The 23,876-nt window shown below is 60.5% G+C and carries 16 protein-coding genes; 8 read left to right on the top strand and 8 right to left on the bottom strand.

Translation table 11 applies throughout. From position 1 onward, the window contains the following. Positions 1 to 206 precede the first annotated feature (206 nt). Both guaB and guaA read left to right on the top strand, forming a co-directional pair. Entirely contained in the window at positions 207 to 1,676 is a 1,470-nt protein-coding gene (guaB, locus tag JF545_RS05645) for an IMP dehydrogenase (RefSeq protein ID WP_206940104.1), read from the top strand. A gap of 108 nt (positions 1,677 to 1,784) precedes the next feature. Next, positions 1,785 to 3,362 carry a glutamine-hydrolyzing GMP synthase gene (guaA, locus tag JF545_RS05640; RefSeq protein ID WP_206940102.1) on the top strand — a complete coding sequence of 526 codons (1,578 nt, stop codon included), beginning with the start codon at positions 1,785 to 1,787 and terminating at the stop codon, positions 3,360 to 3,362. 172 nt (positions 3,363 to 3,534) lie between these two features. Here guaA and JF545_RS05635 read toward each other — a convergent pair whose 3' ends face one another. The 3 genes from JF545_RS05635 to JF545_RS05625 form a co-directional block, all read right to left on the bottom strand. Next, positions 3,535 to 4,281 carry an alanyl-tRNA editing protein gene (locus tag JF545_RS05635; RefSeq protein WP_206940101.1) on the bottom strand — a complete coding sequence of 249 codons (747 nt, stop codon included), beginning with the start codon at positions 4,279 to 4,281 and terminating at the stop codon, positions 3,535 to 3,537. 677 nt (positions 4,282 to 4,958) lie between these two features. After that, on the bottom strand, positions 4,959 to 6,920 hold the full coding sequence (locus JF545_RS05630) for a YadA family autotransporter adhesin (RefSeq protein WP_206940100.1): 1,962 nt from the start codon (positions 6,918 to 6,920) through the stop codon (positions 4,959 to 4,961). Between the two features lie 1,256 nt (positions 6,921 to 8,176). Then, the gene (locus JF545_RS05625; protein ID WP_206940099.1) at positions 8,177 to 8,479 is read right to left on the bottom strand and encodes a hypothetical protein; all 303 of its coding nucleotides are present in this window, start codon (positions 8,477 to 8,479) and stop codon (positions 8,177 to 8,179) included. A 295-nt stretch (positions 8,480 to 8,774) separates the two neighbouring features. On the opposite strand from JF545_RS05625, the gene JF545_RS05620 reads away from it, so the two are divergent. Further along, positions 8,775 to 10,496: a GGDEF domain-containing protein gene (locus tag JF545_RS05620; RefSeq protein ID WP_206940098.1), complete on the top strand. Its 1,722-nt coding sequence runs from the start codon at positions 8,775 to 8,777 to the stop codon at positions 10,494 to 10,496. A 115-nt stretch (positions 10,497 to 10,611) separates the two neighbouring features. Continuing rightward, positions 10,612 to 11,424, top strand: coding sequence for an META domain-containing protein (locus JF545_RS05615; RefSeq protein WP_206940097.1), 813 nt, complete (start codon positions 10,612 to 10,614; stop codon positions 11,422 to 11,424). A gap of 121 nt (positions 11,425 to 11,545) precedes the next feature. Here JF545_RS05615 and JF545_RS05610 read toward each other — a convergent pair whose 3' ends face one another. Both JF545_RS05610 and JF545_RS05605 read right to left on the bottom strand, forming a co-directional pair. Further along, entirely contained in the window at positions 11,546 to 12,643 is a 1,098-nt protein-coding gene (locus JF545_RS05610) for a GGDEF domain-containing protein (protein WP_206940096.1), read from the bottom strand. Positions 12,644 to 12,813: 170 nt separating this feature from the next. Then, on the bottom strand, positions 12,814 to 13,533 hold the full coding sequence (locus JF545_RS05605) for a YebC/PmpR family DNA-binding transcriptional regulator (protein WP_206940094.1): 720 nt from the start codon (positions 13,531 to 13,533) through the stop codon (positions 12,814 to 12,816). A 176-nt stretch (positions 13,534 to 13,709) separates the two neighbouring features. Between JF545_RS05605 and JF545_RS05600 the strand changes: the two genes are divergently transcribed. From JF545_RS05600 to JF545_RS05585, 4 genes are all read left to right on the top strand, one after another. Further along, positions 13,710 to 14,894: a M24 family metallopeptidase gene (locus JF545_RS05600; protein WP_206940092.1), complete on the top strand. Its 1,185-nt coding sequence runs from the start codon at positions 13,710 to 13,712 to the stop codon at positions 14,892 to 14,894. An 83-nt stretch (positions 14,895 to 14,977) separates the two neighbouring features. Continuing rightward, entirely contained in the window at positions 14,978 to 16,816 is a 1,839-nt protein-coding gene (locus tag JF545_RS05595) for an ABC transporter ATP-binding protein (RefSeq protein WP_206940091.1), read from the top strand. 277 nt (positions 16,817 to 17,093) lie between these two features. After that, complete coding sequence (locus tag JF545_RS05590; RefSeq protein WP_206940089.1) at positions 17,094 to 20,195, top strand: bifunctional diguanylate cyclase/phosphodiesterase; 3,102 nt, start codon at positions 17,094 to 17,096, stop codon at positions 20,193 to 20,195. Between the two features lie 79 nt (positions 20,196 to 20,274). Next, entirely contained in the window at positions 20,275 to 21,213 is a 939-nt protein-coding gene (locus JF545_RS05585; RefSeq protein ID WP_206940087.1) for a CorA family divalent cation transporter, read from the top strand. On the opposite strand, the gene JF545_RS05580 is transcribed toward JF545_RS05585, so the two are convergent. The 3 genes from JF545_RS05580 to JF545_RS05570 are packed head-to-tail and all read right to left on the bottom strand — an operon-like array spanning position 21,206 to position 23,821. Next, on the bottom strand, positions 21,206 to 22,168 hold the full coding sequence (locus JF545_RS05580) for a hydroxymethylglutaryl-CoA lyase (protein WP_242520699.1): 963 nt from the start codon (positions 22,166 to 22,168) through the stop codon (positions 21,206 to 21,208). The genes JF545_RS05585 and JF545_RS05580 overlap by 8 nt on opposite strands. Next, entirely contained in the window at positions 22,165 to 22,740 is a 576-nt protein-coding gene (locus JF545_RS05575; RefSeq protein WP_206940084.1) for a TRAP transporter small permease, read from the bottom strand. Before JF545_RS05575 ends, JF545_RS05580 begins: the two co-directional genes overlap by 4 nt. A 34-nt stretch (positions 22,741 to 22,774) precedes the next feature. Then, positions 22,775 to 23,821, bottom strand: coding sequence for a TRAP transporter substrate-binding protein (locus tag JF545_RS05570; RefSeq protein ID WP_206940082.1), 1,047 nt, complete (start codon positions 23,819 to 23,821; stop codon positions 22,775 to 22,777). Positions 23,822 to 23,876 lie beyond the last annotated feature (55 nt).

Below are 23,876 nucleotides of genomic sequence, written 5' to 3'. Positions count from 1 at the left end.
AAGCTGGGCTGTCGCGTCGATAGCGGGACTTCATCGAGGGCAGGCAGCGCCCGTCACAGGCGGGCTTGAGGACGGTGCAAGAGGGCGCAGGACAGGGCCGGGCCATGGCAGTATCGAGTGGGCACATTGCCCGATGGTGGGGCGAAACGTTATAATGCGCGATTAACTTCTTCCCTCCCTCCAAGCCTCTGTGGGTGTTGCCGATTATGCTACGTATGGCCCAAGAAGCACTTACGTTTGACGACGTATTGCTCGTTCCCGGCTACTCCGATGTTCTGCCCAAGGACGTCAGCCTCCGGACCCGCCTGACTCGCGACCTCTTCCTGAATATCCCCCTCGCCTCTGCTGCCATGGACACTGTGACCGAAGCCCGTCTGGCGATTGCCATGGCTCAGGAAGGTGGCATTGGCATCATCCACAAGAGCATGAGCATTGCCCAGCAGGCGCTGGAAGTGCGCAAGGTCAAGAAGCACGAGAGCGTCATCGTCAAGGATCCGGTGACCGTAGGTCCCAAGGCCAAGCTGCAGGATCTGCTGTCCATGGCCAAGGAACACGGGTTCTCTGGTTTCCCTGTGGTGGAAGGCGAGACCCTGGTCGGCCTGGTCACCGAGCGTGACATGCGCTTCCAGCCCAACCATGGCGACAGCGTGTCGGACATCATGACCCCGCGCGAGCGTCTGGTGACGGTACCGGAAGGCACCCCGCTGGACGTCATCAAGGGCAAGATGCAGGAACACCGCGTCGAGAAGATGCTGGTGGTGGACGCTGAGTTCCGCCTGCGCGGCCTGGTGACCTTCCAGGACATCGAGAAGGCGCGCACCTTCCCCAATGCCGCCAAGGATGCCGATGGGCGTCTGCTGGTTGGCGCCGCCGTGGGCACTGGTCCCGAGACCCCTGACCGGGTCAAGGCTCTGGCAGAAGCTGGCGTCGATGCCATCGTGGTCGATACCGCCCATGGCCACTCCCGTGGCGTCATCGAGCGCGTGCGCTGGGTCAAGGAGCACTTCCCCCAGATCCAGGTGATCGGTGGCAACATTGCCACGGCCGCCGCCGCCAAGGCACTGGCCGAGGCGGGCGCCGACGCGGTCAAGGTGGGCATCGGTCCCGGTTCCATCTGTACCACCCGGATCGTGGCCGGTGTGGGCGTGCCCCAGATCACGGCCGTGTCCAACGTGGCCGAGGCGGTCAAGCCCTATGACATTCCGCTGATCGCCGACGGCGGTGTGCGCTTCTCTGGAGACATCGCCAAGGCGGTGGCAGCCGGTGCCAGCTGCATCATGGTGGGTGGTCTGCTGGCGGGTACCGAGGAAGCCCCGGGCGAGGTGGAACTGTTCCAGGGACGTACCTACAAGGCCTATCGTGGCATGGGCTCCATGGGCGCCATGTCCCAGACCCAGGGTTCCAGCGACCGCTACTTCCAGGACAAGGATGACGGTGTCGAGAAGCTGGTACCGGAAGGCATTGAAGGCCGTGTCCCCTACAAGGGGGTGATGAGCGCCATCGTGCACCAGCTGATGGGTGGCCTGCGAGCGTCCATGGGCTATACCGGTTGCGCCAGCATCGACGAGATGCGCACCAAGCCTGAGTTCGTCAAGATCACGGGTGCCGGCTTCAACGAGTCCCACGTGCATGACGTGCAGATCACCAAGGAAGCCCCGAACTATCGCGTAGGGTGAGGCGTCCACCGTCGCCCTGAAGCTGGAAGCGCCCTGGCGCTTCCAGCTTTTCACTTTATTGCCCTTTGATCGCCAGGCCTTTTGGCCACCGCCTGCAAGGTAATTCCCATGACCGATATCCACGCCCACAAGATCCTGATCCTCGACTTCGGCTCCCAGTACACCCAGCTGATTGCCCGTCGGGTTCGCGAGATTGGCGTCTATTCCGAGATTCGCGCCTTCGACATCACCGAAGAAGAAATCCGCGAGTATCGCCCCAATGGCATCATCCTGGCCGGTGGGCCGGAGTCGGTGACCGAGCTGGATTCGCCGCGGGCGCCTGCCTGCGTGTTCGAGATGGGCCTGCCGGTGTTTGGCATCTGCTATGGCATGCAGACCATGGCCGAGCAGCTGGGCGGCAAGGTCGAAGGTTCCAACAAGCGCGAATTCGGCTATGCCCAGATTCGCCTGGATGCCGAGACGGCGCTGTTCAAGGACATCAAGGACCACGTTGATCCCGAGACCGGTCGCGGCCTCCTGGATGTGTGGATGAGCCACGGCGACAAGGTTGCCCAGGCGCCTGAAGCGTTCACCGTGACGGCCTCCACCCCTAGCTGTCCGATCGCTGCCATGTCCTGGGAAGAAAAGCGCTTCTACGGCGTGCAGTTTCACCCTGAGGTGACGCATACCCAGCAGGGCCAGCGTATCCTCGAGCACTTCGTGCTGGACATCTGCGGTGCTGAACGCAACTGGACTCCGGCCAAGATCATCGAAGACCAGATCGCCCGGGTGCGCGAGCAGGTAGGCGACCGTCACGTGTTACTGGGCCTGTCTGGCGGCGTCGATTCCTCGGTGGTGGCCGCCCTGTTGCACAAGGCCATCGGCGACCAGCTGACCTGTGTATTCGTCGACAACGGCCTGCTGCGCAAGAACGAAGGTGACCAGGTCATGGAGACCTTCGCTCAGCACATGGGCGTTCGCGTCATCCGCGCCGACGCCGAAGACCTGTTCCTCGGCAAGCTCGAGGGCGAGGCCGACCCCGAGGCCAAGCGCAAGATCATTGGCAACACCTTCATCGACGTGTTTGATGAACAAGCTGCCAAGATCGACGGCGTGGACTTCCTGGCCCAGGGCACCATCTACCCGGACGTGATCGAGTCCGCCGCGGCCAAGACCGGCAAGGCTCACGTGATCAAGTCGCACCACAATGTGGGTGGCCTGCCGGAGACCATGAAGCTCAAGCTGGTCGAGCCGCTGCGCGAGCTTTTCAAGGACGAAGTGCGCAAGCTGGGACTTGAGCTCGGCCTGCCCTACGACATGGTCTACCGTCACCCCTTCCCGGGGCCGGGCCTGGGGGTGCGTATCCTCGGTGAGGTGAAGAAGGAGTACGCCGATATCCTGCGCGAAGCCGACGCCATCTTCATCGAAGAGCTGCACAACTCCGGCTGGTACCACAAGACTAGCCAGGCCTTCGCCGTCTTCCTGCCAGTGAAGTCCGTTGGTGTGGTGGGCGACGGGCGCCGCTACGAGTGGGTCATCGCCCTGCGCGCTGTCGAGACCATCGACTTCATGACCGCTCGTTGGGCGCACCTGCCCTACGAGCTGCTGGAGAAGGTGTCCAACCGCATCATCAACGAGCTGTCCGGCGTCTCCCGCGTCACCTACGACGTGTCGTCCAAGCCGCCGGCGACGATTGAGTGGGAGTGATGTCGCCGGGCCAGACCGTGTTGGCCTGAGACTGCGTGTACACCGTTCGATCAGCACAACACCCGCCTAGGCGGGTGTTGTGCTTTTCGTGGAGAGTGGAACGACACGGGGAGAGGACAGAGTATGGCGTGGTGATCCGTTCCGAGAGCGCATCCGTCGTTGTGCGCGCGACTCATTCTGCCTTCGGCCATTCCAGTGCCAGTACCACCCTGCGAGTGCTCGCCGATTTCTTCTCTATCTTGGACACGCTCACCGCGCCAACCTCCCGTGTATTGGCGACATGGGTCCCCCCGCATGGCTGTAGATCGGTATCCTTGATGTTCACGAGTCGCACCTGCCCGCAGCCCATGGGCGGATAGACGCTCATGGTGCGCACGAGCTCTGGATGGGCTTGCAGTGCCTCGTCGCTTATCGTTTCGACCGTCACCGGGTGCGCCGCCTCGACCATTGCCGCCAGGGCTGTCTCAATGCGTTCACGTGACAGCGGGTCGCTGGTCACGAAGTCAAGGCGCGCATAGTCAGCGGTAATACTGCAGCCGTTGACCGAATACGGCAGCACGGCACACAACATATGTGCGGCGGTGTGTAGGCGCATGTGTCGGTAGCGGCGCTGCCAGTCGATGTTGGCACACACCTCGTCACCAGGCTTGATTCTCTGAAGCAGGGGTGTCTGACCAAGAGCCGGGATATGCTGCACGGTATTCTTGTCAGGAAATGCCTCACCTGCCTTGCGCGACTCTGTAATCCGTAACCGGGACCCACCTTTCAGGGTCAACCAGCCGCTGTCTCCTGCCTGGCCTCCCCCCTGTGGGTAGAAAACCGTTTGGTCAAGCAGTAGCCCTTCTTTTGAGACATGAGACACGATGGCCCTGCATGCGACTTGATAAGCGTCGTTGAGATACAGGTGATCAGTTTGCATGATGCACATTACCTCGTAATGTGGGCCTACATAGCCTCTTGTCCCGCAGTCTTTCGGAGAAGCGCTCGAGGAAGGCAACGCGGGTCAAGGGGGCGGATGGGCTCATCAGGCCAGGCAAATAGTAGCATTCTCATAGTGTGTCCTAATATTGACGGCGAACACCGAGAGAAGAACGAAGCCAGCAGAAAATACGAAAGCGGCCAAGCGCTGCGACGCCCGCGGAGAGTTCGCCGATGGTGGCCACCAGGCTACGCCAGAGCCCCGGAGGATTGAGCCACGAAGGGCAGCGTACAAGCACCACGTTACTTGGGTACGTGTTGCTGCGTAAGAGTGTGCCAACCACAAATGCCTTAACGACATGGAGCAAACATGAGTGATCCATGGCGTACATGCCAGGGGGAAAGGTCAGATGATAGGTGAGGCATTCGCGTACCTGAATGCACAGGCGTAGAGCGATATTGCCAACTGCGATGGCGTCTATGGCTTGGCATAGAGCACTGTCTAGCTATCGTACGATTTACGATAAGGAATCTCATCACAAGAGAAGAAAGCGGATGGTGAGTGGCAGGGACGTTGTCGACCTGGAGCATTGCCGGCTTGGACAGTGCATCGTCGGCTAGTCCCGCCACCACCATCTCGCTTTTCCTAGTACGAGAAAGGCGTTCTACCCGTTCGTGTTACCAGTGGAAGCCTGCGCCGACACCGACACCCATATTCCCTTGAGAGTCGCCGGAGCCGTTGAGCTTGAAGGCCCACTTGCCGTTCTCAGTCAGGTGCGAAACGCCTACCGCCGCTGCGGATTCGCCTGAGTAGTTGCCTCCACCGACTGCGATCATGCTCCTCCCCGGCAGGTACGCCTGAGGAACGGATGCCATGGCAATGGCGGTAGCTGAGCCGGCATTCGCCTCGTCCTCTACGTCACCGATCTTGTCCGCCAGTCGACTGAACTGACGCTGCACGTTCTGGTTGAGGGCATTCAGCTGCCCGACGTTGGCTGCATCGGTGTCAGCGACGCCAGGTCCGACGTTGTGAACGGTGGTAGGGCCTGCAGCGGCATCGCCAAGGGTCACGGAGCCATAGTCGACGCTGCCATCCTCGTGCCGGTCGTAGTTGACGGCGCCCGCCTGAACGGACTCAAGCTGGCGAACATTGACCGCGTCGGTGGCTTCGGTGCCCCCTGCAACGTTGGTGATCTGACGTTCACCCCCCGCGCTACCCACCGACAGTGCTCCCGCGGTAGAGCCAACAGCGACATCCGAGAACGCCTCGCGGGCACCGTTCATTCCACCTCGATCAGCGACGGAACCTGAGCCCAGGGCGATGCCGCCCTCAGCTCCCTCTTCAACGCGCGCGCCGCCCCCCATGGCAATGCCATCTGCTGCATCGATCTGGGCGCCAGGCCCTGATGAACTGATGTTGCTATAAAGGCCGCCTCCACCTCCAGCACCGCTCAGCTGCTGACTGAGGTCCCAAAGCTGTCCGCCGGTTACCGCATCAGTGCTGCCACTGCTGATGTCGCCATCGGCCAGATTGGTGATGCTGGTGCCATTTTCTCCACCGAGGGTAAGGCTGCCTTTATCAGAGCCGGCGTCATAGGTCAGGGCATCGTCGCTCAGGCTGGCGTACTGCCCCTCGAGGTCATCCACTCGACTTGAGATGCCCTCCACAGCCTGGTTGGTGGCGTATAGCTGGCTACCATTGATCGCATCGGTGCTGCTGGCGCTGACCCGGCCCGCGGCCAGATGTGTCAGGGTGCGCTCTTGACCAGCGCTGCCAATGCCCACGGTGGCGATTGGCGAGCTACCGGCGAAGGTGTAGTCCGTACCGGCGAGCGTGATACCCGACGTCGCCACTGCTGCATCGGTCACCGAGTTGCTTCCCAGCGCCACGCTCGACGCCTCGCTGGCGCTGGCGCCATGCCCAATCGCAATGGCTTCTGCGGCGGTTGAAGCACCCTCGGCACCGAGCACGATCGTATGATCAGCGCTGGCAACACCGAAATTACCCACAACAATAGCCTCGAGGCCGTCGACGGCAGCATTGTTACCTACGACATTGGCATGTGAGGAAACCGAGGATACCGTGTTATTCGAGCCGGAAATGCCGGCATAGGCCGCATTGATCTCGTTGTTATTACCAAGGACGCGAACGGCATTTCCATCGATAGTGTTTTTCATACCGAGTACGCTGGTGTACTTCGACTGATCGCTCACGCTATTGGAGTAACCGATCGCCGTTGCATTGATCGCGTTGGTAGCGATCGAGCTATCCGTGCCGATGACCACACTATTTTCGGCGCTTGCGGTAACGGAACTGCCCAGGCTCACTGCTCGAGTCGCGCTTGACGTATTGCCATCTCCCAGCGCGATTGATCGGTCTCCTGACGCCGCTGAATCGACCCCTATGGCGATGCTCTTGCCGCCACTGGCTTCACTTCCGTCGCCCATCTCGATGGCTTGAGCCCCGGTCACTCTTAACTGCCTCGTTGAGATGGCTGCGCTGAAACCACTGATCGCTGCGGTGTCCTCGTCGGTAGCCTCACTGGCGCCTTCAGCGGCGTTACAGTCGTTTGAAAGGGGCGAGGTCCCGTTGCCGTTGGTGGCCTGCGGCGTGTTGAGAAGAGTCCCCTCGTGATCCATGAGGGCCGAATTCGTCAGAGTACTTCCAGTACATGACTCGTCTGTATTGATGGAGTTCGCTTGAGCCGTTGTTGCCATGCCGGCCATTACGACAAGGCTTAGCGCTGGCAGTAGGGGATAATGGAAAAGTGCGCGCCCAGTTTTGACTATCGCGGCGGCGAGTGGCCGGCGCGTAAAGGAAATGGTTCCCGAGTTGAGCTTTGCGTCTTCGTAAGATGTCTTCATGTTCACTACTCTCTGCCTACTGTCGCACTAAGCGGCGGTAGTCTATGCCGCGCATTGTGCTGTCGATATCACTTGGCCTTTGGAATAAAGGCGTCTTAGTAATCTGGTCATCAGGATTACGATGCTCACTATTACGGCGTTAAGAATGCCGCAATGTAACCTTAGGTAACAGAGAGGTGGTGCCTGAGACGAGAGCGAGCCCCTCGTCGAGATTTTCTGTGCTGAATCAGGCGAGCAAGCTGCCTATGTATGCGGGGAGGAGATGTGTCGTCCGATCTCGATTTGCTTCGCCATGTAAGGTGAAGTTTGATGGTGTCTAGAATTTTAATATATAAAACAAATGCTTGGAATCTGCTGCGTTTTTGTTTTGCTCATCGAATGACACACTGGTGAATATGCATGTGAATTGATGTAGGAGACGTGTGGGGATGGAGCTGTGCTGAAATGCCTGTTCGTGACTCAGATAAAGGGTATTAATTTTGCAGTAATTTGTTTATTTTTTTAATTTAAAATCAGTGTGTTGCATTGCTTAATGCATGTGTGTTGCGACATTGTTTTATTGTCAAAAGCTCTTTTTGGCATAGTTGTGTTTGCAAAATAGACACAAATGCTAAGTTTAATTTGAGGCTATGCTCAAATTTCTTACGACTGGGTATGAAAAGGCATAGTTGTATCTGAAAGAAGATGAGTGAAGACTCCGAAATACCAGGAAGAGGTCTTCGCTTAGACGCCTCAATTGATGTGTTTGAAAGTAGAGATGTTGCGGTAGCGGTAGGTCGTCACCTTTGCCCTCGACCACTGTTTATGGGTGTTTTTTTCAAGCATTTTTTTGCGGTTTCATAGCCCTGTCTAGGGAGTCTTTCCGATGGAGCCTGATACTCGAGATGGTGACGGAGAGCCTGCTTCGCTGCTTGTTGCGAGGCCACTAGAGCGGTCGATATGACGCTGCCAATATCACAACACCCGCCGATGGGCGGGTGTTGTGTTTGAGTGGGTACGGTCGACCTGGCGTCGTCGATCCAGGTTGTGGGTCAGTCGCTCTCGTAAAGCTCTGCCTTGGCATCGCGCATGATGTTTTCACAGGCGGCGTGCTGGGCCAGCTCTGTCATCAACGTCTGGGACAGGGCGAAGCCCTTGCCCAGGCAGCGATCCACGTCTTCACGGGGGATGCCGGGCCGCACATCCACGTCCAGGGTGAGGGTGCGCTTGCCGCCTTCGAGGCGGTCGGCAAGGTGCCTGAGCTGCCATGCCAGGCGGTGTTTCCAGCTTGCGGTTGTTTCCACGCCTTCGGTCACGTCCAGGGTGCACTGCCACTGAGGCTTGTAGACCTTCATGGTAACCTCCTTGCTGGTGAAGTGAGCGTTCTCCTGTTCCTTCATCACGTCCAGGTTTCAGCATACTCGCATATGTCCTCCTTGCCACTCCCTCCCTCGGGGGCGGTCCCCTGTTTCTATTGGATGGGGCCTTTAGGGTCGGTTCTATTGGGTCGTACTGGGTAAGCGAGTCCTTGCTGGGGCAGAACAAAAGAATGCTGAGAGATTGAACAAAAGGTCCTCGGATTGCGGCCTCGGGCGGCTGAGCGCCAGTGGAAACTGGCTACACTGAACCGGGGTCACGGGGAGTGCTGCGATGCAGTCTCGGGGGACAGGAGCGGCAATCGGCAGGGATAGGCGACTATGGCTGGTACTGCTGGTGGCAGTGGTATCACTGGCCTGGGACCTGGCGGGTGAAGCGTCGCGGCCACCGCCCAATGTCACAATGTGGGTGCTCGACCACACAGATGAGCTGCCGCCGCCGCCCAACAGCTCTGATGCCTTGGTGCAACGTCGGCTGGAAGAGCAGGTGAGCCTCGGCCTCAGGGCGCATCCCGTGTGGCTGCGTGTCGTCATTCATAATGTGCAGGCGGGCCAGCGCCTGGTGTTCTCGAATCCTCTGGTACAGGGCATCGAGTTGTTTGGATGCACCGCGAACGATTGCCATCCCGTTCGTAGGGCGGCGCATTTCGCCGACAATGAGGGTGTCGCTGCAGCGCTTCCCCAGTTTGTGCTGCCTGACGGAGTGAGCGAGTACTTGCTTAAGGTGGTGACCAATCAGGCGATCCGCTTTGACCTTACCGTGCTCGATGACGCTCAGCTGCATCATCACTGGCGTCAGCTGCTGTTGGGCCAGGGGCTGTACTTCGGCCTGATTGCCGGACTCGCTGCCTACAATAGCCTCTTGCTGTTCAGTCTACGCGACGGTAATTATCTGTGGTACCTAGGGTTTCTCAGCGGGTCCGGGCTTTACTTCCTGAGCCAGAACGGCCTTTTGATGATGCTCTTTCCGCATATGGGCGCTCGCCTCAACGAGGCGCTGCTGCTGTCCTCCCTGTCGGTGATCAGTATTTTCGGTATCCAGTTCTGTCGTCGCTTCTTGCGCACGCCCTTTCAGGACCCTTGGGTGGACAGGCTGATGCGTTGGTTGTGCTGGCCGTTGTGTGCGGCGATAGCGGTGGCCTGGCTTCTACCCAGCTTCTTGACGGTAGTGATCTACTCGGTGCTGGGTGCGCTAGTGCTGGCGGCCTTTCTGGTGTCATCACTACGAGGCCTGTGGCGAGGGTTTCGCCCAGCCCAGTGGCTGCTGATGGCGTGGTCGGTGCTGGTGGTGGGGGTATCGCTATTACTGCTGGTCACCTATGGGATCATTCCCCATAACGTCTGGACGTTACACGGTTTTCAAATGGGTTCCGGGCTTGAAGCCATCTTGCTGTCGTTGGCCCTGGCCGATCGCATCAGCTTGCTGCAGCACGAGCGCGAAACATTGCTGGAAGAGAAGGCGCGGCTGCATGGCATGAGCTATCTGGACGGGCTGACCGGCGTGCACAACCGGCGTTATCTCGATGAAGCACTGCCCGCAGCCATCGCTCAGGCCGAGGCGAGTGAGCACCCGCTGTCACTGATCATGTTGGATATCGATAACTTCAAACGCTTCAATGATGGCTGGGGGCATGCCGAGGGGGACCGCGCCCTGCAGCACCTGGGAACGGTAATAGAGGACGTGGTGCGTGATGTGGATCCTGTCTGCCGCTACGGTGGTGAAGAATTTGTCATTCTGCTCAAGGAGCGTGATGAGCACCAGGCAATGGAAGTGGCCGAGCGAATCCGCCATGGGTTGGCCTCGACACCGCTGCTGCTGCATAGCGGCGAGTCGGTGCTGTTGACCTGCACCCTGGGAGTAGCGCGACGCCAGCGGGGAGAGTCGGCCAGTGACCTGCTGCGACGTGCCGATCAGGCGCTGTACCGTGGCAAGTACGCCGGGCGCGACCGCGTGGTACTCAATGCGTCTGCTGTCAGTGCCGGCGACACGCCCTGAACATACCGCCTTCCCCATGACCTGCCGCACCAGGCCATTCTTTTCAGGGAACCCTGGTGGTGGTGCGGGTCGAAGCTAGCGGGTGTCACGTTGTTCAATAATCCAAGGAACCGGCATGAAAGATGTCTCTGTGTTACCTCGGCCAACAGCGGCCGGCGCTGTGTTTCTGCTGGTGGTAGCGGCGGTCCTGTCGATGGCGCTGCTGGTATCGGGTGGAGCGAGTGCCGCGATGGACAAGCGAGACGACGATACGGCAGAGCCGTCAGAGGGACAGGCGCCACTGGCGCTGCCGGCCACCTACCTGGGAGAGCTACCCTGCGATGACTGTCGTGGCATACGACTCGAGCTGTCCCTGGATGGTGCTGGCCGCTTGCTGCTCAAGGAGCGTCACCTGGGGCCGGGGGAACAGCCTGACCGGCGCTACCGCGGCGACTATGAGCTCCAGGCGAGTCGTCTGGCACTGATGGGGGCAGTCCCTCAGCCGTTTGATGAGTGGCGAATGGGCGCCAATGGTGGCTGGCTTGGCCAGGGGGATCAAGCAGGTGAACAAGGGGCCCGCCTGGAGCGACTGGAGACCGTGCTGTCAGAGCCGCTGGAAGGGCGCTATTGGAAGCTGGTCGAACTGTCGGGCAAGTCGCCGCTGACCGGTGAAGCGCATCTCGTATTGCATGAAAAGGAGGGGCGCGTCGCCGGCTTTACCGGCTGCAACCGCTTGATGGGCCACTACCAGGTAGAAGCGGACGCGTTGGCGCTATCGCCGCTCGGTACGACGAAAATGGCCTGCGCTCAAGAGACGATGATCCAGGAACAGGAGTTGCTGGAAGCGCTTCAAGCGACTCGCCGCTATCGAATACTGGGTGACGAGCTGTTCCTGCTGGGAGACCAGGGCGCGACCCTGGCGCGCTTCGAGGTCGTGCATCTGACCTGACCTGGCCTGAACGGATGTGAACTGGGCTGGGCTGGTGTGAACTGGGCTGGGCTGATGTGAATTGGGCTGGGCTAGCTTGACTTAGGCTGGCCCGGCTTAGCTCAGTCCCTTCAAGGCGCTATCAGGCGGTCGTCGTGCTGACGTCTGCACGGTCGCTGACGATGCAATCTCGGCCTTCGGCCTTGGCACGGTACAGCAGTCTGTCCGCATGGTTGATCAGCGCATCGTAGCTGACGCCGGGAGAATGGCTGGTCACCCCAGCGCTGACCGTGAGCGAGATCACATCGCCATTGTGCATGATCGGCAAGCTGTGCAGTCGCTTTCTGAAGCTCTCCAGTACCGGCAGTATTTCGCCAAGGTCGGCGCCGGGGAAGATCAGCAGAAACTCTTCGCCTCCCCAGCGGCATAGTACGTCGGAGCGTCGAAAATGACGCAACAGCAGGTCCGACAGCTGGATCAGGCACTGGTCGCCCACGCGATGACCATGCTTGTCATTGATCAGTTTGAAGTGGTCGATGTCGATCAAGGCAAGACTGTAGGGGATGCCCTTGCCTTCCCTGCGGTCGCTTGCCAGCTGACGCAGGTATTCCCCCGCGTAGCGGCGGTTGTGAAGACCGGTCAGCGCGTCTCGGGTGGCCATGCTGGTCAGGCTTTCTTCCTGCGTTTCGTAGACGTGTCTTGCCAGCATGGCAAAGCCGATCATGGTGAACAGCGCGATCGCCAGATTCAGCGTCGCCAGAATCAGCGGGAAGGGCGCTGCCTGCTCGACGGGAAACAGCTGGGCGATCGGAAATTCGAGGAAGAGGAAGATGACCATCCCCATCAGCCCCAGCAGCAGCGATACCCACCTCACCGAGTGGGTGACCGCGGCCCAGCAGGCCAGGGTCAGCAGGTAGAAGTGGAAGCCCGCTGTGGTGCCGAGCACCAGCGTGGCGATGATAGCGTGGCAATAGGCCTCCGCGATGATCAGATAGACAGCGCGATCCTGTTCGCCCCGCTCGTTGGCCAGATAGGCGCCCAGCCACATGCCGACGCTGACGATGTTGGTCAGTGCCAGCGCGGGATAGCCCAGCCACCAGAACAGCGGAATAAACAGGAAGTGAACGCCAGCCCCCATCAGGCTGGCCCAGCGCGTCAGCAGGTGCTTGCGCAGGCGTCGATGGCGGATGGAGGCCGGGCGCTGGAGTGCCGTCTGGGCGAGAATCGAGTGTCGGTCCATGCACGGGAGCCTCGCATTCGGTAAGGGGAGTCTCGACGTCTCGTCAGACGACGTGCTTGACCATCAGGGTGGGGCGAAGAGCGTGCCTGGAAGCAGGCTCCCGCCGGACACCCGGCTACAGGTTGCTACATCCAATGTAGCAGTTCCGGTAGATGAATAGTGCTACGCACTCACGCCAATTCAGCGCTGTGATACACGTTCTGTACGTCGTCGAGATCGTTGAGCATGTCGAGAAGCTTCTCGAACAGGGCCACGTCGTCCCCTTCCAGTGGGGTCGTCGCCTGGGGCAGGAACTGGATCTCGTCCACCTCAAACTCTGCCGCGCCCACGGTATCGCGCAGTGCCTGGCGAGCCTTGGCGTATTCGGTCGGCGGAGCGAAGACGGTGATCACGCCGTTTTCGTTCTCGATGTCAGTGACGTCCACGTCAGCTTCCATCAGGGCTTCCAGCGCCGCTTCTTCGTCTTCGCCGGCGTAGGACAGGATCGCCAGATGGTCAAACATGTGGCTGACGCTGCCGGGAGTGCCGATCTTGCTTTTGGTCTTGGTAAAGCAGGCGCGCACGTCGCCGAAGGTGCGGTTGGGGTTGTCGGTCAGGCACTCGACAATGACCATGGCATTGCCGGGGCCGAAGCCTTCGTAGCGCGCACTGGAGTAGTCCTCACCACCCACTCCGGAGGCCTTCTCGAGCGCGCGCTCGATGACGTGGCCGGGTACCTGATCTTTCTTGGCGCGGTCCAGCAGACTGCGCAGCGACAAGTTGGCGGTGGGGTCAGGCCCCCCGGCCTTGGCGCAGACGTAAATCTCGCGCCCATACTTGCTGTAGACCTTGGTCTTGGCGGCGGCCGTCTTGGCCATGGATTCCTTGCGGTTCTGAAAGGCCCTACCCATTGCGTATTCCTGTGACGTGACAACACGAACACAGAATTCTACGAGAGTCTGCCCCCTGGCGAGAAGCCTTATTTCCCGCCGAGAGGGCTTATTGCCCTGCTGGGTGACCGGCCCGGGTCGCCCAAGCATAGGGCATGAGCTGTCTACACTGGGGATACTGACCAAGGAGAGCGCTTATGGATCATCTTGCCTATCGTCATGCGTTGACGGAACGCCTGGCCGGTGCCGAGCTTCCCTTTGCCGCTGAAGAGTTTGATCGACGGCTGGCCCGGACCCGCGATGCGATGCAGCGTCAGGGGCTGGATGCGCTGCTGCTGTGTCAGCCATCGGATATCTTCTATCTGTGCGGGTACCACACCTTTGAAGTGTCGGTACATGCCGCGCTGGTGGTCACGACTCGGCGCACCATGTTGCAGGTGGCCTCGATCGAAACCGGGCCCGCAGTGGTGACCGCGCGGGTCGACGAGATTGTCGGCTATCGCTGGGAGGCGCCCGAGGAGATCATCGACCCGCTGGCGCAGGTGCTGTCAGAGTGTCGCGCCATCGGGGTGGATGGCAACAGCCCTGGTCTTCGACACAGCGTGATGCAGCACCTTCAGGGACGCTTGGGAGGTGATCGTTTCCAGCACGCAGCAGGACCCTTGATGGCCGCACTGAGATTGGTCAAGAGCGACGCCGAGATCGATTGTCTCGTGCGCAGCGCCGCGATGACGGCTGAGGGACTGGAACGAGCCATTGAGGCGGTCGAGCCGGGCGTCAGCGACAATCACATCGCCGCCGCTGGCGCCCAGGCCATGCTGGAGGCTGGCAGCGAGTTTTTCAGCCTGGCGCCTATCGTGACCACCGGCCCGCGCAGTGGCACGATTCATGTCAACCATCAGCGTCACCCCGTTCACCAGGGGGATGTGGTCTTTCTGGAGTTTGGCGCGGTCTGGCGCCGCTATACCGCCCCTGTTATGCGCACCGTGGTGATCGGTAGCGTCACCGACGAGATGCAGCGCGCAGCCGAGCTCTGTGCCGTCATGGAGTCCGAGCTGTGCAAGGCCATGGTGCCAGGACGCCGGTTCGAGGAAGCCGCCAACGTGGCCGATCAGCTGCTGGCGCCGCAGCGCGACAGCTTCTTTCATTCCGGGGTCTACGGATACTCGGTCGGGGCCCAGTTTCCGCCTAGTTGGGTGGAGGGAACCGGTTACCTCGCCCCGGGCCAGACGACTCGATTCGAGCGCAACATGGTCTTTCACTTGCCCCTGTGCTTGCGTGTTCCCGGGCAGTTCGGTATCGGTTTGAGCAACACCGTGCGTGTTACCGAGCGAGGGGCGGTGCGCCTGACGAATCACGACATGGCATTGGTCCAGCGGTAGGCCTGGTCTGCAGCTGGGGACATGGGTGCCGATGCACCACATTCAGCGCTAGACTGGCGCGCCAATGCGCTTGAGAGCACGACATGCTGAGTTTCTTTGAACGGCTGGTCGATCCCTACCCGGATCAGCCCGAATCGGTGCCGACGCCCCAGCTTTGGCCCTTTATCCTGCACTACTCGCGCCCCTTCGCCGGGCTGCTGCTGTCCATGGCGCTGGTCACCGCCCTCGTATCCGCTGCCGAGGTGGTGTTCTTTACCGCCATGGGCGAGCTGGTGGACTGGCTGGCCGAGGCGGATCGAACCCGCTTTGTCGATACCCACCTGATGCCGCTGGTGGGGTTGGGGGTGGCGGTGTTGGTGGGGTTGCCGCTGCTGGTACTGGTGCTGTCTCTGATCACCCATCAAGGCATTTTCGGCAACTATCCAATGCTGGGGCGCTGGCTATCTCACCGCTTGATGTTGAACCAGAGCCTATCGTTCTTTCATGACGAGTTCGCGGGACGGGTGTCCCAGAAGGTCATGCAGACCGCCCTTGCCATGCGTGAGACGGTGACCAAGCTGCTCGATATGCTGGTGTATGTGCTGGTCTATTTTACCGGCGCACTGGTGGTGCTGGGCAGCGCAGAGCCCTGGCTGATGGTGCCGCTGCTGGTGTGGTTGGGAGGCTACCTGGGATTGATGCGCTGGTTCATTCCTCGGTTGCGTCGGGTGTCGATGGCCCAGGCCGACGCGCGAGCGGTGATGACGGGGCGGGTCGTGGACAGCTACAGCAACATCCAGACCATCAAGCTGTTTGCCGATGACGGCGCCGAACAGGCCTACGCCCGGGAGGCCATGGATGGCTTCATGGGCACCGTACATCGGCAGATGCGGTTGGCGACGGGACTGTCGGTAGCGCTGACGGTGCTTAACACCATGCTGCTGGTGGCCATGGCCTCGCTGGTGGTGCTGGCCTGGTACCACGAGTGGGTATCACTCGGAGTGACCGCCGTCGCCATTGGCCTGGTCATGCGAGTGCGCTCCATGTCGGATTGGATTCTGTGGGAGGTGGCAGGTCTATTCGAGAACATCGGTACCGTGCAGGACGGCATCAACACCCTGTCGAAGGTCCCTGAGGTGCAAGACCAGCCTGGCGCTCCCCGGCTTGTGGTGTCTCGAGGCAAGATTGTGTTCGACCACATCACCTTTGGCTATGCGCGGGGACAGCTGCCTGGACGCAAGGTATTCGATGGCTTCGAGCTGCAGATCGCTCCGGGTGAGAGAGTCGGCATCATCGGTCGTTCGGGTGCGGGCAAGTCGACGCTGGCATCGCTGCTGTTGCGATTTCACGATGTCCAGGATGGACGAATCCTGGTGGACGATCAGGACATTGCCGGCGTCAGTCAGTCGTCACTGCGTCAGCAGATTGGCATGGTGACCCAGGACACCTCGTTACTGCATCGGTCGTTGCGCGAAAACGTGCTGTATGGCAGCCAGCCATGTAGCGAGGAACGCCTGTGGCAGGCATTGCGTCAGGCGCATGTGCATGAGTTCCTTAATGAACTGGTCGATCCGCAGGGACGGCGCGGGCTCGATGCGCAAGTGGGAGAGCGTGGTGTGACGCTGTCTGGCGGCCAGCGCCAGCGGATTGCGATCGCCCGGGTGCTGTTGAAGGATGCTCCCATCCTGGTGCTGGACGAGGCCACATCCGCGTTGGATTCAGAGGTGGAGTCGGCGATTCAGGAACAGCTCTATACGTTGATGGAGGGCAAGACGGTCATCGCGATTGCGCATCGCCTGTCCACCATCGCGATGCTGGATCGACTCGTGGTGATCGACAGGGGACGCATTGTCGAGATGGGAGATCATCACAGCTTGCTGGCCCAGGACGGGCTATACGCCTCGCTGTGGCAACGCCAGGTCGGAGGGTTTCTGGGGGAGTAATCCTCGTTGTGCTTTGGCGGTTTTCCTGCATTTTCTTAGCTGATAACTTCGCTATATGTGCGCCAAGTCAACGTCTTGGCTACCATTCGTGTGATACTGGACAGCTATTTCAACCGCCAGCGGAGATGACCTATCCCATGAAGGCTTCTGAGAGTGCTCATGGCCTGCACCGACAACGTCATGAGCGCTCTGGCGGACGGGGTGAAGCCCGCTGGTGGCGTCGGTGACAGGCAGGCGCGCTACAGCAGAAGGCCACGCTGAGCCTGAGTCCCGACCAATGTCGCCCCAAGGGCAGCGGCGGCGTCTTGCCGTCGCGATTTATGTCGTTGCTCTGATGGTGTTGGTGGTGACGCTGGCCGGTTCCTTGCGAGCGCAATACCTAAGCGAGCTCGAACGGACCGACCAGCGTCTGCTGGCGCGCGTGAGTGTAGTAGAAGCCCTTGTCAGTGGCGCCTTCGACACGGTGTCCAGCACGCTATCTGGAATTCTCACCCTCGACGATGCCCTCGACGGTGTGGATGCAGGCTACTCTCGAGATGCCTTGCTGACCGAGCGGGCTGCGCAATTATCCTTGGTCGATAGCCTGATGATGGCTCCGCTGTCCTTACCTCAAGAGTCGGCGCTGGCCAATGGGTGGCTTCCCCTCGATAGCTTTCATCAACACCTGGCAGCGCTGGCCCCTGGAGACACCTTGATCTCCCCCTTGCACCGGACAGCGCGTGCCGATGGTTTCCGGGTGACCGTAGCGCAGCGCGGTGTCTCACCGACCTCATCGCAGCACGTGGCCCTGGCGCTGGTGGATCCGCAGCCGTTGGCCGAACTGATCGCAGGCCTGGGGCTGGTGGATGGTGAAAGCATTGCACTGGTGGATAGCGCCTCGCGTCTGCTGGTTCGCGTACCCCATGTGGCGCTGGCGACAGGTGAGGTGGTTCCCCGGGTGGAAGCACCGCTGTTGACGGCGAACACCCCTGACACACTGCGCTTCCGTGAAGTCTCTCATCTGGATGGCCAGGCACGCTTCTTTTTGGCTCGCCGGGTCAACGGGATGCCGCTATGGCTGGTGGTGGGGCAAACGACCGATGAGGTGTTGGCAGGTTGGTATCAGCGGCTGTGGTCGCTGCTGGCGTTGGCCGCTCTCTTGGCTCTGAGCGGTGGATGGCTGTTGCGCCATATGTTGGCACAGTGGCGTGTCCAGGCCGAGCTGCGCGGGGAGGTGGTCGAGCGTCAGCGGGCAGAGCAGGCGTCACATCGGCGAGAAAATCGCCTACAGGCGTTGATCAAGTCCATGCAGGATGTGGTGATGGTGTTGGATGGAAGAGGGGTCTTCACCTTCGTCCATGCCGGTGATGAAGGGCTGTTGATGGCTCCTGTCGAGCAGCTGATCGGACGCCATTACACGGACGTTCTACCTGAGGACATTGCGGCACGACTGCGGAGTACTCTTGCATCGAAGATCGACAGCGGCGAGGCCCATCGGCTTGATTATAGCTTGAGCCTTAATGGCGAGCGCCATGAGTTCAGCGCGTTGATCAGTCCGCTGTTCAGTGACACTGGGGTCCATGATGGGACCTTGATGGTGGTGCGTGATGTCACTCAGGATCGCTTGCTGCAAGCACGCATGAGCATTGCCGCGGTGGCCTTCGAGACCCACCTGGGAATGATGATCACGGATGCAGCTGGCGTGATTCTCAACGTCAATCAGACGTTCACCGAGATCACCGGATACACCGAGAGCGAAATGAGAGGTCAGCGTCCCGGCATTCTGCGTTCAGGACGACACGATGAGCATTTTTATCGTGAGATGTGGTGCCAGATAAGAGAGTACGGGGTGTGGCAGGGGGAGATATGGAATCGCCGCAAGAGCGGTGAGATCTACCCGCAATGGCTGACCATCAGTAGTGTGCATGACGAGCAGGGGTGTGTGCGCAACTACGTGGCGACCCTTAGCGACATCACCGAACACAAGGCCGCCGAAGAGGAGATTCACAAGCTGGCCTTTTTTGACCCTCTTACTGGCCTTGCGAATCGACGCTTGCTGCTCGATCGCCTGGAAGAGGCATTGGCGTTAAGTCGTCGCGAAAATCACTACGGTGCTCTGCTGATTGTCGATCTTGATAACTTCAAGCAGGTCAACGATATCCTCGGGCATCGTGGTGGTGATGCACTGCTACGCGAGGCCGCCAAGCGCTTCAAGGCGGTACTGCGGGAAAGCGATACGCTGGCTCGTTTCAGCGCGGATGAGTTTATCGTGGTGGCGAGCCACCTGGGGGCCGAGCTGGAAACCGCTACCCGCCTGTCTGAGGTCATCGCCAGCAAGCTGCTATCGACGCTGGAAACGCCGATGTGGATCGAGGGGCGACCCATGACCCTCACCGCCCGTGTTGGCATCAGTCCGTTCCGTGATGAGGTGTCCAAAGAGCGTCAGATGCAGCAGGCAGATATGGCACTTTTCCACGCCAAGTCGCGCGCCGTGACGCCAGTGTGCTTCTTCGACCCGGGCATGCAGCAGCGAATGCAGCAACGCGCCCAGCTCTACGAAGATCTGGTCGGAGCGATCGATCGTGGAGAGCTCTATCTGGCCTATCAAAAGCAAGTCGACGAATACGACCGCTTGACTGGAGTCGAAGCGCTGTTGAGGTGGCAGCACCCTGAGCGTGGGATGGTGCCCCCTGCCGAGTTCATTCCCCTGGCCGAGGAACGCCCACTGATCCAGGAGCTCGGACTCTGGGTGATCGAACAGGCCTGCTTGACTCTGGTGTCCTGGCAACAGGCACAGGGCGATATCGCGGCGCAGCCAGCGGGAACAGAGCCAGGGGAGACAACGAGCGCGGCAGTCACGCAAGGTGCGAGAACAACGGGCTCAGATGCAGCAAAGAAGACGCCGTGTCCCAGCGTGTCGGTCAATGTCAGCCCCAGGCAGTTTCAGGATCCGGGCTTTGTGGCCAGGGTCAGCGACATCTTGGCCCGTACCAAGGCGCCTGCCGAGCGACTCAAGTTCGAAGTGACCGAGACACTGTTTGTCGGGGACCGTGACGGCGTCGAGCGCACCATGAGACAGCTCAAGGCACTGGGGGTGACCTTTGCGCTGGATGACTTTGGCACCGGTTACTCATCGCTGGCCTACCTGAAACGCCTGCCCTTGGACGAACTGAAGGTAGATCAGTCGTTCGTTCGCGATGTCCTCGACAATGCCACCAGCTCGGCCATCGTGGCCAGTACCATTGCCCTGGCGCGCAGTCTCGGGCTCGATGTGATCGCCGAGGGGGTGGAAACCCTTGAGCAACGTGACTGGTTGATTCAGCATGGCTGCCATCGTTTCCAGGGCTACCTCTACGGCCAGCCAGCGCGCATATCGGAGCTGAGCCTTACCGTGTTGTAGCCGTTCTATCGCCGGTACTATCGCAAACCCTATCGCCAGCCCTATCGCCGGTGTTGTGTTGAACCATGATGGAGCCATGATGACAGCGCCATTCTTTATCGATGCCTGGTCGTTCACCCATGGGCGGCGCCAGCTGCCTGAGCCCGCACCAGGCCCCCTCGAAGTGGGCGCCTGGTACCACTTTCAGCGGGATGTCGAGGAGACGTATCACCGGCTGGAACAGGCCGGTATCCCGGAGTCCGCAATTGACGGTGTTCTGGCCGAGGACACACGACCACGCTTTGAGTCACTGGGCGATGGCAACTTTCTGTTGATCTTGCGGGGCGTCAACCTCAACGCAGGCGAGCAGCCGGATGACATGCTCAGTATTCGCATCCTGCACTACAACGGGGTGCTGATCTCGACCCGCAAATTGCCCTCCCGTGCCATCGCCGACATTCGCCATGACCTGGAACAGGACACCGGCCCGGATGATCTAGGAGCGGTGGTGGTGGAGATCATCGAGAAGCTGCACCAGCGGATCGAAGATTTTGTCGAACCCTTCGATGCCATTATCGCGTCACAGGAAGAAGCACGCGAGACCGACAATAGTGTGCTGATGGCGCTCAACAAGCGCCTGATCAAGCTGAGACGCTTCCTCAAGCCCCAGCGTTATGCCCTGGAGGCCATGATCGACAACTTGCCGCCATTGCTGGGCGACGATCGCTTTGACCTGGCCAATGGACGAGACACCATTCAACGCATCAACGAGTCGGTGGATTTCTATCTCGAGCATGTGGGGATGGTGCAGCAGTACCAGGCTCACCAGCACACGGAGAAGGTCAATCGCAACACCTACCTGCTCTCGATCATCTCCGGCGTGTTCCTGCCCATCAGCTTTCTCACCGGGCTGCTTGGGGTCAATATTGGCGGCATGCCCGGTGTCGATAGCCCGCTGGCCTTCGCGCTGTTCTGCATCTTCATGGTCGTGCTTGTCGCGGTCGAGATGGTCGTGCTCAAGCGCTGGCGCTTTATCTAGTCGATGGGCTAGCCGGGGCTGAGGCTGGCCTGTTCAGGGTATCCCGCGGGACACGCCGCAGGTGGCTTTCTGTCTTGCCCCCTGGCAGGGCGGCGATCAAGTCGGCGGCGTGCAGCAGGCGCGGCAGATCAATGTCGCTGACCAGACCACCGCCCTGCAGGGCATAGACCAGATCCTCGCTGGCGGTGTTGCCGGTGGCTCCAGGGGCGAAAGGACAGCCACCCAGCCCACCGCTGGCCGCGTCCAGTGCGGTGGCGCCCTGAGCCACCGCGGCCAGCGCGTTGGCAACGCCCATGCCAAAGGTATCGTGGCCATGGAAGGCCCAGGCCAGCGTCGAGGAGCGGTGACGTTCCGTCAGCTGGGTGAAGTGGTCCGCTACCTGGTAGGGCGATGCCCGCCCAGTGGTGTCACACAGCGCGACCTCCAGCGGCACATCGCCAATGATCGCTAGCGCCCGCTCCAGCACGTCATCCACCTGTTGCCAGCGGATCGTGCCGTCGAAGGGGCAGTCGAAGCAGGTGCCCAGACCCAGGCGCAGCGTGGTATTGCCCTTGGCCCGCAGCGCCTCGACCACCCGGGAAAGCCCTTCAAGGGATTGCTCCACCGTTTGGCGCACGTTGTTGAGGTTGTGCGCCTCTGACACCGACACCACGTAGACCAGTTCATCCAGGTCATGGGCCAGGGCCAGTTCCGCGCCCTTGAGGTTGGGCACCAGGGCGGAGAAGCGCACGTCCTTGCGATGTGCGAAGGCGTGAATCAATTCGCTGGTATCTGCCATCTGAGGAATGGCGCGAGGACTCACGAAGGAGCCGATTTCCATGCGCGTGATGCCGGCATCGAGCAGCGCCTGGATCACCTGAATCTTGCGCTCGGTGGGCAAGGGTTCGGCAATCGATTGGAAGCCATCGCGGGGCGCGACTTCGACCAGTTCGACAGCGGCGGGTGTAGCAGTCATGACGATTCTCCAGAGTGTTCAAGGGCAGAAGGGGATGGCTGGTCAGCGATCGGCTGATCGGGAGGCGGCAGCGGTCCGCCGCGACCCATGCTGGCTAGCGTGTCGATCAGAAACTGCAGCCCCAGCGCGGTGAAGCCGATGGGGAGCAAGGCGTAGGGCAGCACCATGGGCGTGCCGAGAGAGCTTGAGACCCGCTCGCCGTATTCGAAGGCTTGATACGCCATCAGCCCCCCACGCCAGGCAAGAATGGCGCAGAAGATGACGCCCGCAAGACCCGTAAGGACCTCCAGCCAGCGGCGAACCGCTTGGGGCAGCTTGTCCTTGAAGAAGGTGATGCGTATATGGGCATCGAAGCGCTGGGCCTCGGCGGCGCCCATGACGGCCAGATAGACCAGCAGGAAGGAGTTGATCTCCAGGCTCCAGTGAGTGGGGGCGGCGAAGGCGTAGCGCATCAGGGTGTCGTAGCAGATGGACACCATCATGAAGACCAGCACCAGCATGGATGCCGCCCGCAGCAAGGTGAGTACCCTGTCCCAGCCCAGACGAACCAATGTCAGAGCAAGTGTGTTCATGTGTTGTCGTTCTCCTTCCGATGACCCCAGGCGCTCACGACTGTCCCAGCGCCAGCTGAATGGCGCGTTCTCCGATGTCTTCACCCACCTCGCCTTTCCAGTGATCCCAGACCTTGTGGGTGGTTTCGTTGAAGGCCGCCAGGTCCTCCTCGGTGGGCGCGATGACCTCGACGTTCTCGGCGCGCACCTGGGGCCAGTAGTCATTGGGGTAAATGTCGTCATTGCAGTGGTGGATGAAGTTGTCGTCGTACCACCGTGCGGCGTCAGTCAGCAGGTTCCGGCTGTCGTTATCCAGCGCGTCCCAGCGATCTCGCAGCATGAAAGGGGCGACCGAAAAGCCGGTGATGGGCAGCTGGTAGCACACGTCGACCTGCTCCTGAAGGCTGCGCCCGATGATGGTCGAAATGTTGAAGACCCCCGCATCCACGGTGCCGCGCTGCAAGGCCATATACGTCTCTGAAGAGGGAATTCGCACGGCGCCGATATCGTAGGCCTCCAGCGCTGAGGTGGCCTCGAAACTGACGACGCGCACCTTCTTGCCACGAATATCGTCTAGCTGACGCACTGCGTGCTGCTGGGTGCTCCAGATGTATTCCGGCTCGAGAATCCCGCCGCCCGAGGACAGCATGTAGAGGTTCTCCTTGGCCAGCTGTTCGTTGATCAGCTCGAACAGTGGGCTGCCAAGGCGAAGGCGCTCCGGGTGTCGGTACAGCTCCCCGACGACGCCGGGCAAGCCAGTGATGCCAAGAATGGGGAGAGAGCGGGTGATGTAGGAGGTGGTATGAAACATGAAATCGATCGTGCGCGAGCGCAGCGCCGGAAGCTGCTCGTCGGCCTTGAGCAGCTGGCCCGAATCATAGAAGTCCACCTCCAGGACGTCGCCCCCGTTGTTGCTCAGGTAGTCAACGAATCCTGCCGACCCGTAGGTCAAGGCCTTGTAGGACGGTGGCAGATAGGTGACGCCGGTGAAGGTCGTGGCGGCCTGGGCGCGCCGTGTCATGAGCGCCTGGGGCCCCAGCAGTGCGGTACCGGCTCCGGCGAGTGCGGTGGTCTTCAGCAGTTGGCGGCGAGTCAGTGTCATGGGAACGTGTCCTCTTATCATTGTCGTTGTCGTTGCTTCAGCGGTTGCTTGGCTC

Origin of the sequence: Halomonas litopenaei, assembly GCF_017303055.1 — a bacterium.
GTDB classification, from domain to species: domain Bacteria; phylum Pseudomonadota; class Gammaproteobacteria; order Pseudomonadales; family Halomonadaceae; genus Halomonas; species Halomonas litopenaei_A.
The sequence above is the reverse complement of the archived record's forward strand: the minus strand, read 5'-3'. Positions and strand labels throughout refer to the sequence as shown.

Coding starts and splice junctions, on each gene's coding strand:
- guaB (WP_206940104.1), top strand. CDS start 207: ATGCTACGTATGGCCCAAGAAGCACTTACGTTTGACGACGTATTGCTC.
- guaA (WP_206940102.1), top strand. CDS start 1,785: ATGACCGATATCCACGCCCACAAGATCCTGATCCTCGACTTCGGCTCC.
- JF545_RS05635 (WP_206940101.1), bottom strand. CDS start 4,281: ATGCAAACTGATCACCTGTATCTCAACGACGCTTATCAAGTCGCATGC.
- JF545_RS05630 (WP_206940100.1), bottom strand. CDS start 6,920: ATGGATCACGAGGGGACTCTTCTCAACACGCCGCAGGCCACCAACGGC.
- JF545_RS05625 (WP_206940099.1), bottom strand. CDS start 8,479: ATGAAGGTCTACAAGCCTCAGTGGCAGTGCACCCTGGACGTGACCGAA.
- JF545_RS05620 (WP_206940098.1), top strand. CDS start 8,775: ATGCAGTCTCGGGGGACAGGAGCGGCAATCGGCAGGGATAGGCGACTA.
- JF545_RS05615 (WP_206940097.1), top strand. CDS start 10,612: ATGAAAGATGTCTCTGTGTTACCTCGGCCAACAGCGGCCGGCGCTGTG.
- JF545_RS05610 (WP_206940096.1), bottom strand. CDS start 12,643: ATGGACCGACACTCGATTCTCGCCCAGACGGCACTCCAGCGCCCGGCC.
- JF545_RS05605 (WP_206940094.1), bottom strand. CDS start 13,533: ATGGGTAGGGCCTTTCAGAACCGCAAGGAATCCATGGCCAAGACGGCC.
- JF545_RS05600 (WP_206940092.1), top strand. CDS start 13,710: ATGGATCATCTTGCCTATCGTCATGCGTTGACGGAACGCCTGGCCGGT.
- JF545_RS05595 (WP_206940091.1), top strand. CDS start 14,978: ATGCTGAGTTTCTTTGAACGGCTGGTCGATCCCTACCCGGATCAGCCC.
- JF545_RS05590 (WP_206940089.1), top strand. CDS start 17,094: ATGTCGCCCCAAGGGCAGCGGCGGCGTCTTGCCGTCGCGATTTATGTC.
- JF545_RS05585 (WP_206940087.1), top strand. CDS start 20,275: ATGACAGCGCCATTCTTTATCGATGCCTGGTCGTTCACCCATGGGCGG.
- JF545_RS05580 (WP_242520699.1), bottom strand. CDS start 22,168: ATGACTGCTACACCCGCCGCTGTCGAACTGGTCGAAGTCGCGCCCCGC.
- JF545_RS05575 (WP_206940084.1), bottom strand. CDS start 22,740: ATGAACACACTTGCTCTGACATTGGTTCGTCTGGGCTGGGACAGGGTA.
- JF545_RS05570 (WP_206940082.1), bottom strand. CDS start 23,821: ATGACACTGACTCGCCGCCAACTGCTGAAGACCACCGCACTCGCCGGA.